This is a genomic window from Amygdalobacter nucleatus (assembly GCF_029167365.1).
Classification (GTDB): domain Bacteria; phylum Bacillota; class Clostridia; order Saccharofermentanales; family Fastidiosipilaceae; genus Amygdalobacter; species Amygdalobacter nucleatus.
This window is the reverse complement of record NZ_JARFNM010000001.1, coordinates 1,125,269-1,140,336: the sequence shown is the minus strand read 5'-3', so window position 1 is coordinate 1,140,336 and position 15,068 is coordinate 1,125,269. Positions and strand designations below refer to the sequence as shown.

9 protein-coding genes are annotated in these 15,068 nt (G+C 37.6%); 7 read left to right on the top strand and 2 right to left on the bottom strand.

All coding sequences use genetic code 11. The features are described 5' to 3' along the window. The first annotated feature begins 93 nt into the window (after positions 1–93). On the top strand, positions 94–4,653 hold the full coding sequence (locus tag PYS62_RS05130; protein ID WP_315574167.1) for an InlB B-repeat-containing protein: 4,560 nt from the start codon (positions 94–96) through the stop codon (positions 4,651–4,653). A 527-nt stretch (positions 4,654–5,180) separates the two neighbouring features. Continuing rightward, positions 5,181–6,407, top strand: a complete 1,227-nt coding sequence (locus PYS62_RS05125) for a hypothetical protein (RefSeq protein ID WP_066712540.1) — start codon at positions 5,181–5,183, stop codon at positions 6,405–6,407. Positions 6,408–6,507: 100 nt separating this feature from the next. Here PYS62_RS05125 and PYS62_RS05120 read toward each other — a convergent pair whose 3' ends face one another. Then, a complete protein-coding gene (locus PYS62_RS05120) occupies positions 6,508–8,280 on the bottom strand; it encodes an aminopeptidase P family protein (RefSeq protein WP_315573927.1) in 1,773 nt (590 codons plus the stop codon). A gap of 342 nt (positions 8,281–8,622) precedes the next feature. On the opposite strand from PYS62_RS05120, the gene PYS62_RS05115 reads away from it, so the two are divergent. The 5 genes from PYS62_RS05115 to PYS62_RS05095 all read left to right on the top strand — a co-directional run bounded on the left by PYS62_RS05115 (position 8,623) and on the right by PYS62_RS05095 (position 13,680). Further along, positions 8,623–8,868, top strand: a complete 246-nt coding sequence (locus PYS62_RS05115) for a helix-turn-helix transcriptional regulator (RefSeq protein ID WP_066712535.1) — start codon at positions 8,623–8,625, stop codon at positions 8,866–8,868. A 283-nt stretch (positions 8,869–9,151) separates the two neighbouring features. Then, a complete protein-coding gene (locus tag PYS62_RS05110) occupies positions 9,152–9,250 on the top strand; it encodes an LPXTG cell wall anchor domain-containing protein (protein WP_156422933.1) in 99 nt (32 codons plus the stop codon). A 227-nt stretch (positions 9,251–9,477) separates the two neighbouring features. Further along, positions 9,478–11,268 (top strand): Na/Pi cotransporter family protein, encoded by a 1,791-nt coding sequence (locus PYS62_RS05105; protein WP_066712527.1) that lies wholly within the window; start codon positions 9,478–9,480, stop codon positions 11,266–11,268. Between the two features lie 147 nt (positions 11,269–11,415). Beyond that, positions 11,416–12,735, top strand: coding sequence for a DUF1002 domain-containing protein (locus tag PYS62_RS05100; protein WP_066712525.1), 1,320 nt, complete (start codon positions 11,416–11,418; stop codon positions 12,733–12,735). 30 nt (positions 12,736–12,765) lie between these two features. Next, entirely contained in the window at positions 12,766–13,680 is a 915-nt protein-coding gene (locus PYS62_RS05095) for an aldose epimerase family protein (RefSeq protein ID WP_066712523.1), read from the top strand. Here PYS62_RS05095 and PYS62_RS05090 read toward each other — a convergent pair. Next, on the bottom strand, positions 13,677–15,008 hold the full coding sequence (locus PYS62_RS05090) for a hypothetical protein (protein WP_066712520.1): 1,332 nt from the start codon (positions 15,006–15,008) through the stop codon (positions 13,677–13,679). The genes PYS62_RS05095 and PYS62_RS05090 overlap by 4 nt on opposite strands. Positions 15,009–15,068 lie beyond the last annotated feature (60 nt).

Below are 15,068 nucleotides of genomic sequence, written 5' to 3'. Positions count from 1 at the left end.
TTTTACAATTGGCGGCACGATATACTTTATGGTTAGGTGTATGGTGCTGTCTTTTTTTTGTGTTTTTTTAGCAAAATTTAATGGAGAGAAAAAATGAAAACAAAAGTATTCAAAAGTAAATTTTTATGCCTATTATTAGCAATGGTGATGATGCTTGGCTTGTTGCCTGCTAAGTTTATTCAGGCCACAGATGCTAATACTGTTGATGAAGCTACTTCTAATGAATCATCTACATCAGCTGCAGAACCTAATTCCAACGCAGCTCCCACACCTGATGCTGCAGGAGAGCCTGTTAAGGTAGACACACCAGCTGATAATGCTGTTCCTGCCGAAGCTCCTAGCAATTTCGAGGATCGTGCAACTGTTAATGCTAATGAAATTTATTTGGATAGTGTAAATGGCGATGATATTAACGCAGGTTCACCAGATAAGCCGGTTAAAACTTTTAATAAAGCTTTGGAAATACTAGCCGAAGCTGGCACACTAAATGTTGTTAATTTGAGTGAAAGCAATATTAGCGTTAATAAAAAGGTTACATTGAAATTCTTGAATGATGTGACCATGACAGGTACGGGCACAGGTATTGATCTTGCTGAAGGAAGTCACTTAACTGTAGCTGATGGTAAAAAGTTGACTATGTCAGGCTATAATACAGCCATTAATGTTAAAAAAGGCGCTGAAATCAATGATGGTGATTATGTTTTCGAATTTGCTGAAAACGGTTTTGCTTTTGTAACAAGTGGCAATATTGTTGGCACAAGTAAAGATAAACTGAAGATGAATATCAAGAATGGCTACTTTGAATTTAACAGTGCTGATAGTGAATTTAAAAATGCGACAATGAATCAAAAGTATGAGGGCAAAAAATGGCAATTATATGAGTGGAATGGCTTTAAAGTAATTAATTCTGAAATTAATTTGTGTAGATTGCCTGTATATTTTAAGGGCCCATTATACATGGACAATTCTAAGTTCACAATTGATGGTAAAGGTGTGAATTACCAGACAGGTGCTTATTTTGAAAATTCATGGACTAATGGTACATTCCATTTTACGAACAATTCGATTTTTGAAGTGAAAAATTTTAATACTCATTGGCGTGCTAAAGGTATTACCTTTGGTTATGGCAACAAAGTTCTAGTTGAAAATGGTGCGAAGATTATTGTCAAAAATAACGGTAATGGCGGCTTAAATGCTAATGAAGGAATAGCTACTTTTAATGGTGGTTATATTGAAGGCGATGGACATAGCGGTTCACTATTTGGTGCACAAGATAATGATAATACCAAAATAGTCTTTGGTGCTGACTCTGTTGTTAATACGCCAATGAAAGCAGACTCTGATAATGGTCTTGGTCAAACTGGAACGAATTATATCGTTACTGGTGGTTCGCACAAAGTTTTCTATTCTCCAAATTATCATAGTGGTAAAGCTATACCAGTGAATGGCGAAGAGAACGGCAACGAAAAACTTACTTGGTTCAAATTAAATGATAACAGTGTTGAAAAGCTTAACCCAATCAATAAAAATGGACAAGCTTATGAATATTCAGTCAAAAATGCTTCTGATGATGGCAATAAATATGTTTGGACTCCAGCAGCCAAAGTCACCTTTAAATTAAATAACAATGATGCAAGCTTCTCAGATAAAACAACTGCAGATAAAATACTTAAAACTATTCGTGGCTATAAGTTAGATGATGTTGCTGGAAATACAGAAGTAGGAGATCCAACCGACAAAAATGGCGTAAATTTTTTAGGCTGGTTCTATAAAACAGCTTCTGGTGAAGAAAAGGAATTCAGCTGGGACGAGAAATTGACGACAGATACTGAAGCTTATGCTAAGTGGGAAGCTAAAACTGTAATTTACCACAACGGGCAAGGTAAGAATTATATTGCTTCCAAAAAGAAAGAGGATACAGAGGCAGAAGTTTTGGCCTTTGATGAGATAGTAAAAGCACAAGCTGATTTCAAAGTGGAAGGCAAACAGTTTACAGGCTGGACAAGCAACCCAGACGGAACAGGTGCTGAATATAAAGCAGGCGACAAAGTCACCTTTGCAGAAGGCAAAACACAAATTGATCTTTATGCGAAATATACAGATAGCGAATATACAGTTAAGTTCTCAGCTAATGGCGGAACATTCAGTGCTGATTCTGTCTTTAAACAAAATAAAGATGTTTTTACCCTTGAGAAGGATGCTAATGATGGCGATGTTGCTGTATTAAATAAAAAGGCAAAGTATAATGACAACTTGTTTGATTTGCTCGGAACATTAGACCACAATCAACTAAAACCAGATACAAATGCAACTAAGACAGGCTTTGTTTTAGCGAATACAGATTACTTCTATAAAAATGAAGAAGCAGGCCATGGCAGTATAAGATTTGATGACTACACAAGTTCATTCTTTGGTCTTACACTTAAAGGAAAAAATCCTAAAATTATAGCTGACACCACTTATTACTTGGCATGGAAAGTTGATTCAAATACTGAAACCAAGTCAGTGGAAAACATATCGCTCGATTCAGACATGTATGGTGCTGATGCTGCTAAGACAACTAAGGCACAGCCTGTTTATAAAGACAAAGAATTTAGCTTAACAGGTGCTGTTAATGTAGCTTCTATTAAACAACAAATGTCTGGCATCGAACTTATATTTAATAAACAAGAGAACGACTTTGCTAAAATCACTTTAACTGGCGCAAAGTCGACTTTTACAGCTAAATTGACTTTACCTAATGAAATTGAAATCCCTAAAAATCCGCAGGTTGTTGCAAACGGCCTTGGCGATTGCTTTGAACTTGGTAAAACAGAAGTAAAGGGCCAAAAAGTCATTGTTACTTTCAAATTAAAAGCTGGCATGACAAACTATCAAAAACTAAAAGCTGCTGTCAACTCAACAGGCGCAGCAACAGTTGCACCTAGCCTCATTACGTTAACTGTTAATGGCTTGAAATTGAAAGACTTTGACAAGTTGAAAGATGGGCAGAAATTAACAGCAACAGGTGATGTGACTGGTAATTTCTCAGCCGTAGCTAAATTCGGAGATACTCGTAAGAGGTTTAGCTTTACTTGGAAAGGTAAGCAAACAAAAGATGGTAAAGATGATGCTGCAACAGATAATTCTATCCAATACACCTTTATTGTTTCGAAGCCAACAGAACTTACTTTGGGTGGCGACTTATTAGTGAAGAAGGGTAACGAGGCATATGACACTGTACATTCTGCTCCTTATTCTGTAAGTGCAGGTGATAATTTAACCTTTGAAGGCAAATTAAATGTTTCTTCAATTAAGGATAAAATTAAACTCTTGAAAGAAGAGTTTGACAAGAATAACAATAACAGCTCAGATACCATCACAACTAAGGATATTAAGAGCGAATTTACAGCAACCTTAACGCTGCCAGAAGGTTTAACATTGCCAGAAACAGCTAGAGCCACGTTAACTGACAATAATTTATTTGAAATCAAAAATGGTGATGTTAAGGTTGAAGGCAAAAAAATCAGCGTCAAAATGACGTTGAAGAAAAGCTACACTACATTCTCTGATTTATTTAAGGATGTAACTAGTGTTAGCGATACTTTAGACTTAGAAGTGCCAAATATTAAAGTGGCAGATACAGCTGCCGGTAATCTCACGGTAAAAGGCGAAGTTATTGGTACCTTTGTTGGTACAGCTACAGCTGGAACTAAAGAAAAAGTCTTTAATTATCAATGGACAGCAGAGCAGACTGAGAGTGGTAAAGACTGCAAACAAGCTGCAAATGATAACAAGACGATTCAGTTAACGTTGCAAGTGCCAAATTGCTTTACTTTGGGTGGCGATATTCTGATAGGTGAAGACACAGGCCATGATGCGTTACATAAGGTGAAAAATGGCGAATTGCTTGAATATACTGGCCGACTTGATGTAAGTAGTATTAAGAATCAAATCAAAGCCTTGAAAGATGAGTTTGATAATAATAACAATAACGAGTCAGATACCATCACAACTAAGGGTATTAAGAGCGAATTTACAGCAACCTTAACGCTGCCAGAAGGTTTAACATTGCCAGAAACAGCTACAGCCACATTAACTGACAATAATTTATTTGAAATCAAAAATGGTGATGTTAAGGTTGAAGGCAAAAAAATCAGCGTCAAAATGACGTTGAAGAAAAGCTACACTACATTCTCTGCTTTGTATACTGATGTTCAATCAGTTCCATTTACCTTGGACTTAAAAGTACCTAATATCAAAGTGGGTCTGACAGCTACAGGTAATCTTACGGTAAAAGGCGAAGTTGTAGGTACTTTTACTGGTACAGCTACAGCTGGAAACAAGACGCAAACATTTAATTATCGTTGGGTTGCCGAGCAAATAGAAGCTGGCAAAGACTTTGCGCAGGCTAAGGGTGATGACAAGACCATTCAATACACAGTTGCTGTTGGTTCATCTGTAGTTATCCCAGAGCCAAAACAAAAGCCAGAGCCTAAGCCAACATATGAACCTAGTACAGAGCCAGCTCCATTGCAGCCTAAGCGTGGACAGGTCGTTAAAACAGGTGAGTCAAAAGCAAATACTAACACTGCGGCCTTGTTAGTTTTAGTGATTGCAGGTTTAGCGGCGCTTTGTAAGAAGAAACAATTGAAGCAAGATGATAATAACTAAGCTTTAATAGCTATATTAGTAAATAGCAATTTAGTTTAAGGTGGTTCTATTAAGTTAGAGCCACTTTTTTTAATTTTGACGGGGCATACACAAGGATAGTGTAATCTAAAGTTGGTGTAAAAAAGGAAAGATAAGATGACCCTTTCAGCCTTGAATTGTCAAGTCAAGTGCAACGAAGTATTGAAATAGAATTCGTAAGGAGTTTTGTAATTTAAGCATTTTTTAGGATAATTGTATTTGCTATCGTTAAACTGCTATAAAAAATAGCACTAATAGCTTAATATTTGTTGACAAAATAGAAAAATGTAGTATTATCGTAATCAATAGAGGAAACTCTGAATAAATTTATTGTAGGAATTTATGAACTGTTAGTATTGATGAAGCATACAGATCTAATAAGCGCAAGATTTGGTCGATACCTTATTTATGGCTAGATAACATTAAAATATATAAGTAGAAGTATACTGGGACACTATATAACAATCTAAAGGGCTATAGTGTCCTTTATAAAAGACGGGGTATTAAGCATGAAGCGCCTCTTATCTATCATCTGTATTTTGAGTTTATTAACAGCTTGTAATGCTAGTTCAAAACTGGACTTTCTCAAAGCTGATTATCTAACAAGTGCTGAGTTTGCAAGCTCAAAGCAACTTAAACAAGATATTGTAATGCAAAATAAGCAGCTAAAAATGCCTAAAAAGGCGAATGTAGCTGGATTTGCTTTATCTAAAGATAGTGTTTTTTACGTTTTGGATTATGCGCATTTGTTTATTGACCAGACAAATAGTGGCAAAGTGCCTAAATTTATCAAAGAATATCAGACAAGTATCCGAGCTTATAATTTAAGCACCGAAGAAGAAAAAGAGATTTTTCGCTTTAGTAATGCAGATTATAAAGAAATTAGCGATTTACAGGTAGTGGGCGATTATTTGTTCTTTGTCGACTACAAAGATAATTATCTCAACCATGATGGGAGATTAGCTAATTGGCAGTTTAATTTGCTTGATTTACGCACGCACGAAGTAAAACGAATTTTAGAAAAAGAACTTCAGAAATTTAGCCAATATAGTTTTTCAGTAGAAGCGAGAAATGCGAAGTTGATTCTTAGCGTGGAGGATTTTTCTGGCAAAGATAAGCACTCCTTTGTCTATGATGTTGTCAATACAAAATTTAAGGAAGTAAAAGAAGCTAAAGATATTCAGCAAATTTCAAGTGATGGATTAAAATTCACTTGGCAAACAAAGCCGCAAACGAAGCTAAAAGTTGCAAATAATAGTGGTTTAATTGTTGAAGCAAGTGAGCTAAATGTGCAAACTAAAAAAACGAAGCAGCTTAAAGTGCTTCTACCAAGTCCGATAATAAATCCAGTTTTTAATGAGCAGTATCTTGTATATGCAGAGAGTCGAGATTTCAAAGATCATCTATACGCTCTAGATTATGTGAATGGCAAATTGCTTAATATTAAAGCTGCAAGTATAGATGCTAATGAAAGCAAAAAGCGTAATTATTTTAGCGACTATGAGCTTGTTGGCAATAAGCTGTTAGCAATACAGACTAATAGTATTTATCTTTATGATTTAACAACGCAAACATGTCAACTTATCTTAGATGCAGATTTAGAGGGCGTATCTTTGCATGAATTACAAAGAAGTGATGATACTTTCTGCGTGCGTTATACAAATAACTGTGAGAGAGCAGATAAAACAAAAAAAGCTGCAAGTTTAAGCTTTTATACTTTTAAGATAGGCCATTAGCATTAGGAGCCAACTTCACTCAACCATTTGTATGAATTTGTAAAAAAACAGCCACCTAAAAAGGTGGCTGTCTTGTGTTAAGTTATAAGTTGGACAATAACTAGATTGCACGTGTAGCGTTACGCAACCATTTTTTCTCTTCTTCATTTAAGAATGGGGAGATTTTCTCGTAGCAAGCTTGATGGTAATTATTCAACCAGTTAATCTCAGCTTCGGTCAAATATTGCTTGTCAATAGCTCTTAACTCAAAAGGCACGAATGAAACAATTTCAAACTTATAGAATTCACCATGCTCATTCTGCTTGTCTTTAACGGTTAAGACATCATTTTCAATACGAATACCGTGCTTGTCTGCCTTGTATACGCCCGGCTCAACAGTTGTCAACATACCAAGCTGCATAGCAACACCTGAACCCCTAGTGGAGATAGATTGTGGGCCTTCATGCACGTTCAAGCAATAGCCAACACCATGGCCTGTACCTGACTTGTAGTCAGTGCCTGTCTGCCACATTGGATAACGGGTGATACCGTCCAAGCTAATACCAGTTGTGCCACGTAAGAAGTGAGCACTCATTGTGTCCACGCAGCCTTTAACAACCTGTGTATAGTCGAAAATTTCTTCCTCTGTCAAAGGACCAACAGCCTGGGTACGTGTAATATCAGTTGTACCGCCGTAATATTGACCGCCTGAATCGTGCAGGAAGAAACCATGATTCTCTAAAGTTGCCTGATTTTCAGGTGTAGCATGATAGTGTAACATAGCAGCATTTGATTGGTAGGCAGGGATAGTGTCGAAACTTGGTTCGATGAAACCTGGCTGTTCCTGTCTAAATTCAAGGAGCTTATCAGCACAATCAAGTTCTTTGATTTCTTCTTTGCCAATATGTGTATCCAACCAATGCATGAACTTACAGATGGCAGCTGAATCTTGGAGGAAGATACCCTTTAAGTTAGCAATTTCTGTTTCATTCTTAACCGCTTTTTGGTAAGTTGAGATATTGATACCATCGATTATTTTGTAGTTCTTGCTCAATATTTGATAAATGCGATAGTTGACCATCTTGCTTTCGAAGTAAACACGAGCAGTCTTTGGTAAGTGCTTAATATCTGTGTAAATTTGCTCATAAGGCTTGAGGGTAATACCTTGTTCGTTCAAGATTTTCTCAAGTTCAGCGCTAATTTTCTTACTATCGCAGTAGAGATAAGCAGCATCTGGTGTGATCAAAGCGAAGCTGATCAAGACAGGGCAGGATGGAATATCGTTAGCACGGATGTTAAAGAGCCAGCAAATATCGTCTAGGGAAGAAATGACAGAATGGTCAGCATATTTAGCTGAAAGACGTTTTCTAAAGTCAGCTAATTTTTCACTAGCTGAAAGGCCAGTATATTTAAGTTCATGGAACCAAGCTTGATCACTTGGAAGAGCTGGACGATCTTGCCACAATTGACCGATTAGATCGACATCAACCAATTCAAATTTGTGTTCAGCAAAATCTGGTTGATAAGCTAAGATAGTTTGAGCTGGTAAAATAGCACCGTTAAAACCTATACGGCTTCCGACAGGTAAGCTGAGTAAATATTCTTTGGCTGTAGGGACGTTTGGCCAACCCATTTTCATCATCTTAAATTCGCTACCACTAATTTCTTTGGCGCAACTGATCCAATAACGACCATCAGCCCAGACAAGAGCTTCGTTCGCTGTGACAACGACAATAGAATTTTCACCACTGAAACCTGAAATCCATTCGAGGCTGTGATAATAGTCAGCGAAATATTCGCTTTGGTGATCATCGCCAGCAAATTCGATGAAAGCAGTTAAATTGTGCTCTTGCATCAATTTGCGTAACGCAAGTAATTTCTCAGCTTTATTCATAGTTACCTCACAAAAATAAATTTTGCTATCAAATATTAGGTGACAGCAATGTTATGTCTATGAATTATACACTAGGTTCGCTAGGTCTGGGCAATTAGCTTTAGCTACGATTAATGATGTTCTCGTCACTAATTACATAAAATCAGTTGGTAAAAACCTAAAAAGTACCAGCTTATTTCATGAAAATTAAAATAAATTTTGCTTGTGTAAACTTAATAATAGCTTTAATTTGCTGATGAATTATCACCATAAAATAAAAGTGTCCGCTTCCTGATTATGATTGACGTTTGATTTAACTTTTTCCTAAAATTTCAATGAGATTGTTTTGAGAGGAATTGTGGTATGCGTAACCGAATTGCAGAAATGCGGAAGCCCTTAAATTTATCCCAGCAAAAGTTAGGCGAACTAGTTGGCTTGTCGCGCGTTACGATTAATAAACTGGAAACAGGCAAGATTGCGCCAACTCTTTTAGCTGCTAATACATTGGCACAGACTTTTGCTTGCTCCATATATGAGATTTTTGATTTGACGGGTGATGAGTCGTATACTTGCCCAGCTAAGTCACGCAGGAAGAAGAAAGCTAATTAATTTAGAAATTGTACGGACTGTATTTCTTTTTTAATGGCGTTAACATAATCAAGTAGTGAATAAGCTCTACGTTCGAAGCATACGTTTAAGAAGGGGTGTGCTATGTTAGTACGTAGATGTATGGCATTGCTTGTCAGTGCCATGGCTTCGTTTGGTAGTTTATCTTGACTTTGTTTGGCTGAAGATGCCAAAAACACCCACCGAAGCTTCGACACTGCCGACACCAGAAATATCGCCAATTCCATATGTACCTACGACTAAAGTTTAGCTCAAGGTTGGTGTAGTGGCAAAGACAGGTGAACTTGTAAGTTCAGTTAGTGAATTAGGCTTAACTATCTTAGCTTTAGCAAGCCTATATGTAACTAAGAAGCGCCAACATTAACTTACCTAAAAACTTAACATAACTGATTTGTTAGTCAGCTTAACTAGTCGGTCTTGGCATTTTGGCAAGATCGACTTTTTATTTTAAGCGAAATTATTTTTGCCAATTTAGCTTTAAACAGTGTTAGAATGTAGTTTAAGGGCTGGTTATGCTTTAGATTAATATGGCAGATGATTTGCTCATGATTTTAGATACACAAATGCTGAACAATTGTATAAGGTGAGTAGATGGATTTTTTTAGAGTGTTGGATTTGCTTGGGGGCGTTGCTTTCTTCCTCTATGGTATGCACGTTATGGGCCGCGGCCTAACTCGTTTAGCTGGTAATCAACTACAGGTTTTACTCGAAAAATTAACTTCAAGTCGTTGGAAAGCTTTGACATTGGGCTTAGCAGTCACTATGATCATTCAATCTAGTGCGGCGACTATCGTTATGATAATTGGTTTGGTCAACTCTCAGTTGATGGGTTTACTTCAAGCATTATACGTCAGTATGGGCGCTGATATCGGAACAACCATTACCGCTTGGCTTTTATCTTTGAGTTCTTTGAACAAAGGGCAAGAAGCTGGTACTTCATTATTGACGTATTTGAACCCTTTAAGCTATTTGCCGTTATTGGCAGTGGTTGGCGTCATCTTTGTCGTCTTTATTAAAAATACCAAACGTTATAATATTGGCTCTATCATGTTAGGCTTTGTTTTAATCATGTACGGTATGGACGTGATGAAAGCAGCTGTAAAACCATTGCAAGATTCGCCAGCTTTTGCTGAATTTATGTTGGGATTGAATAACCCATTATTAGCCATCATTTTTGGTATTGTAATTACGGTTATTATCCAAAGCTCCTCAGCTTCCGTCGGTATGTTGCAAGCTTTTGCCGTGACAGGCTTACTTGATTACAATTTGGCAATCCCAGTTATTCTAGGTTGTAACATCGGTACTTGCGTAACGGCTTTGATTTCTTCTTTGAGTGCTTCTACTGATGGTAAACGTGTAGCGTTGACAAATTTATTTTTTAAGATAGATGGCGTTGCTATTTTAGGCAGCGCCTTTTATATACTTACATATTTCTATACACCATCTACCTTAAATGACTTAGCTACACCAGTTGGAATTGCGATTTTCCATACAAGTTTCAATATTTTGAATGCTTGTCTACATTATGCCTTTATGCCTTTGGTACTTAAGGTTGTTGAGCGGATTTTGCCAGATAAAAGGGCGAACGATTCTGACATTATGAATGAAAAAGAGATTCTTAAGGCCTTGGACGATCGCTTCTTGAATACACCAGCTTTTGCGGTACAACAGACATTGACAACGACCCTGGCTATGGGCCAATATGCCAAATTTGCCATTGAAAAAGCAATTTATTTGATCGATAACTATAGCGAATCTGAATATGAAACAGTTATTAAGCTAGAGGCTTTGACCGACAAAATTGAAGATGCCTTAGTTAAATATACACTCAAGTTGTCTACTCACAGAATGTCAGATGCCGACAACAATCATTTGACGATGGTCATGCAGTGCTTGTCGTATTTTGAGCAAATTGGTGACCGAGCCTTGCATATTGCCAAGGCTGCATCTGAGATGAATAGCAAAAAGTTAAAATTTTCCAAAGAAGCCGATGCAGAATTACACGTCTTGGAACGGGCTGTTTTGAAAATTATGGATTCCACGTTCACCGTTTTTAGTACACAAGATCCTGAGCGGGCTAAATTAGTTGAACCGTTAGAGGAAGTCGTTGACTATCTTGACCGCAAAATCAAAATTCGCCATGTTAAACGCCTGCAATCTGGCTTATGCACGATTGAATTAGGCTTTATCATGAATGATATTACGAGCGATTTGGAGCGAACATCCGACCATTGCTCAGCCATTGCCATGTCGACATTGGAAGCTAATTTGAATGAATTTGGTGTACATGCCTTTGCTTTGGAGTTAAAAGAAGAAAATCCCGATATGTTTAAAGAGCTTTATCATAAGTGGAAAAATATTTATAGTTTGCCAGAAGCTTAAACAGCAAATATGAAAAAATTGTAGAATTTTTATAAAGCTCGTAGCTAAAGTTTAGTACTCAGCTTGCAAACGGCTATAATATGCCTTTGAGGAAAAGCACGTTAGTGAATATATTAAATCGTTTGAACGTGCGGAAACGAGGTTTATATGCATAAACAAAAATTATGGCGAAATTTGTCAGCTACAACATTAGCAGCTTTACTTTGCTTAACACCAGTTGCTAATTTGTATGCAGCTGAGTCCAACGAACCAGCCAAAGTAGTAGGAAATGAAGACAAGACATCAAATAATGAAGAAAAGACTGTAGAAGCCCCAAAAGCAGACGAACAAAAAGCAGGCGAACAAAAAGCAGGCGAACAAGCAAAAACTCTTGACCAAGCAAATGTTGGCGATAAAAAAGACCCACAACCTGTCTTAGGTCAAAAGCGAACAGCTTCAGACAACTCTGATAAAAAAGAGCAGACTAAAGAAGCAAAAACAGCTAGTAGTGAGACTGTTTCTGAAACTACAGCTAAGGCTACAGAGAGCCAAGCTGATAATTCTGCTTTAGCTAAAGAGCAAGAAAAAGATGCTAACAAATATGAGAAAGTCTGGAAGACACCAGTTGTAGTTTATGGAGCTGCTTTGTCAATTGATGAAATTAGCAGAACAAGAGAGATGTTTGGCCTTGGCAATGTCCAAGCTCTTGGTGAAACAAGCGTCGACAGTAGCGATTTGTACCAATACTTAGGTTCAACAGCAGCCGACAGCGATATGATTTCATCTGTAGCTGTGCAGAAGCGGGAAAAAGGTTATGGCGTCCGTGTCAAAATCGTGACACCACAAAACATTACCCAAATCACAGATGCAATTTACACCAATGCTGCAATTTCAGCTGGTGTGCATGATTGTCAGATTATGGTTGCTTCTATGCGTCCAGTTACTGGTGAGTCAGCTTTGACAGGTGTTTACAAGGCATTTAAGTTGAAAGGCGAAAATTTCGATCCTAAGCAAATGCAAGCTTCACAAGCTGAATTAAAGACTGTCAATGCAATCAACCAAAGCCATATTGCAAATCCAAATTACAATCCAACTAGCTTGGATAGAGCTGTTTTGGATACGAAGTTAGCTATCCAGAGTAAGGCAGCTAAAGTTGGTGGCAAATTGGCAAGCTCAGAAATTGCTAAGTTGATCAACGAAAACTTAAACAAGTACAAAATTGGCAACATCGTTAAGCCAGAACAAATTGAACAATTAACACAAGTATTTGAGGGCTTCCAAAACACTAATGCTTTGAGTTCACAAGTTGTGCGTGAGCAATTAGAGATTTTGGGTAACAAGTTACAAGTTGTATTCGATCAATTCTACAAAGATGCTGTCGCAGCTGGATTCTGGGACAGAATTGTCAAATTCATCAACGATGTTTGGCAAGAAGTGATGGTAACGGTCAACAACTTAGCTACTGAACTTTCTAAGAAATCAGCTTGAGCTGTAAATGCAAACAAGGGAGCTTAATTGATGCAAGTGAATGCTAAAGTTTATACGCTGGAAACTGATAATGCCAAATTAGCTGTCAAGGCTTTGGGTGCTGAACTTACAAGCTGGCAGCCAGCTAAGAAACAAGAATGGCTACATCAATCTGATCATGTATGGCAAGGGCAAGCTCCCTTGCTTTTTCCGTTTGTAGGTGGCTTACACGAACAGAGCTATATTTACAAGCATGAGCAATATAAGATGCCCAAACATGGCTTTGTCAGAGAGCGTGAATTTACTTATGAGGCAGCCAAAAGTTATAAGCACGCCAATGAAGCTTGCCTATGTTTAACATATACATCAACTAAAGCAGATTTTGAGCTTTATCCGTTTAGGTTCAAACTAGAAGCTTATTTTTACCTAGCTGGTAGCAAACTTAAACAAGCTCTAAAAATTTATAATTTGGAAGAGACGCCGCTTTATTGTGCCGCTGGTTTCCATCCGGCTTTTAAATTGCCTGAAAATTTAGGTCAACTTAATGATTTTGCGCTTGCTTTTCCACACAAAGAGCAAGTTCAACGCTTGCAGCTTAGTTATTTAAGTGGTTTACAATTGCTTTTAGCTAACTTAAATATGGCATTAAAAGATAACTTATGGGCATGGCAGGTTAAAGATTTCGAAGATCAGTGTTGGTTTTTCCAAACAAATGGCACAGAAATTGAGCTCGTTCATAATAAGACTAAAAAAGCTATCTTACACCTAAGTTCTAATTTGCCAGTTTTGGGCGTTTGGCAACCTTATCAGCCACTTACAGGTAGCGACTTTATCTGCCTAGAGCCATGGTCCAGTTCCGTTGGCTTAGATGGCCAAGTTTGTGATTTGGAGAAGTGGCAAGATCGCATAAAGCTAGAGCCCAAATCCACATGCACCTTAGAGTATATAGCTCAAGCTTTAATTTAATTCATTGCCTTTAACTTCGCTTGCAGAATGAAAGCTGGCTTCTTAGCATTTTCTCTATCTAAACTGAAAGCTAGTACATAGTTATTGAATGGGATATTCAAGTAAAGCAATTTGTCGTTGCTAGTGTAGCTTGCCACAACTTGTTCATTGAATTGCGGGCGCTTAGGTAAGGCAGCGGCTAGATAATGTTCCTTAGCTTTCAAATTCAATTGTGCTGGTAGGAAGTTTATACTTTTGCTTGCTACTGGTTGGCAAGGACGTGGCTTATAGCTTTTGTTATCGCTATTACCAATGGCCATGCTTTTACCGAGCAAATAATAGTCTTTTTTGTTGCTATCAGCTGCTAATTCATAACATGTAGCATCTAGCCAATAATAATTAGCAAAAATTATACCGCCATTTCTGACGTGCGTCTCTGGAAAACGATTGTCATAATAACCAATCAACCAATCACCACAAGTGATGATGCCAGCGTCACGCAAGATGGATTTTTGCTCATTGTTGTTCAATAAGTTGTTAAGGCTTTCATATCTAATTTCATGTGCTGTTATATAAAAATTGTCCGCATTGGACTTTATAGAAAGGTCAATCAAGTCAGTTCCTAAGAAGCGTGCTTGTGACCAGGCGTTTGCATCTTTTAGATTAAACACTTGTTTAGAGGCATCGTAGCTGATGAATTGACTGTTGACGCTAGCCCAATTTGGGGTGTATTGCCAATGTTTTTGCGCTAAGTCAGCCAAGGCACTACATTTAACTTGCCTATCTTTTAATTCATGACTAAGTTCATAATAGCAACGTTCAGCTATCCAAGTTGAAGATAGGGAAGATGGCAGATAGAAAGGCGTAACGATTGTATTATTCTTAGCAAATGGCGCCGTGATAATGTGCCTAAGCGCATCGACAGCCTTTCTTTCTTGCAAATTTAAGCTTGCTACTTGGGCATCGAACATGGCACTACGCTGTTCACCATACACATCAGCTAGTTTGGCTGAGAGACGCTGCTTGATTTCAACTTTGGGCAAGGTGGGAACTGGAATATCCTCGTCACTTATATCATCACTTGCTGGTTGATTCAAATTGCTAGGAGTAGGAGGTGCTTCGAAAATAACTTTTTTGTCACCTGTATAAGGATTGTAACGAACGACTTTAGGCTGTTCGTAGATCGAGTTATCTTTTACACCGTAAGTCATGCTAGGCTCTTTAGCTTCTTGTGCTGAAGAGGGGTCAATTTTAATCGAGGTACTTGCTTGAATTTGACAAGCTGAAAGTAATAACAGACTGCTTGCTAAAACACTAGCTAAGGGACGAGAATTTTTGAAAATGGCCATGACATATCCTTTCCAATTGTTAAGTGCAATTTTAGCATGAAATTACAAATGTCTAGGTTA

Excerpts from the sequence above, each read along its gene's own strand:
- PYS62_RS05130 (WP_315574167.1), top strand. The coding sequence starts at position 94 with ATGAAAACAAAAGTATTCAAAAGTAAATTTTTATGCCTATTATTAGCA.
- PYS62_RS05125 (WP_066712540.1), top strand. The coding sequence starts at position 5,181 with ATGAAGCGCCTCTTATCTATCATCTGTATTTTGAGTTTATTAACAGCT.
- PYS62_RS05120 (WP_315573927.1), bottom strand. The coding sequence starts at position 8,280 with ATGAATAAAGCTGAGAAATTACTTGCGTTACGCAAATTGATGCAAGAG.
- PYS62_RS05115 (WP_066712535.1), top strand. The coding sequence starts at position 8,623 with ATGCGTAACCGAATTGCAGAAATGCGGAAGCCCTTAAATTTATCCCAG.
- PYS62_RS05105 (WP_066712527.1), top strand. The coding sequence starts at position 9,478 with ATGGATTTTTTTAGAGTGTTGGATTTGCTTGGGGGCGTTGCTTTCTTC.
- PYS62_RS05100 (WP_066712525.1), top strand. The coding sequence starts at position 11,416 with ATGCATAAACAAAAATTATGGCGAAATTTGTCAGCTACAACATTAGCA.
- PYS62_RS05095 (WP_066712523.1), top strand. The coding sequence starts at position 12,766 with ATGCAAGTGAATGCTAAAGTTTATACGCTGGAAACTGATAATGCCAAA.
- PYS62_RS05090 (WP_066712520.1), bottom strand. The coding sequence starts at position 15,008 with ATGGCCATTTTCAAAAATTCTCGTCCCTTAGCTAGTGTTTTAGCAAGC.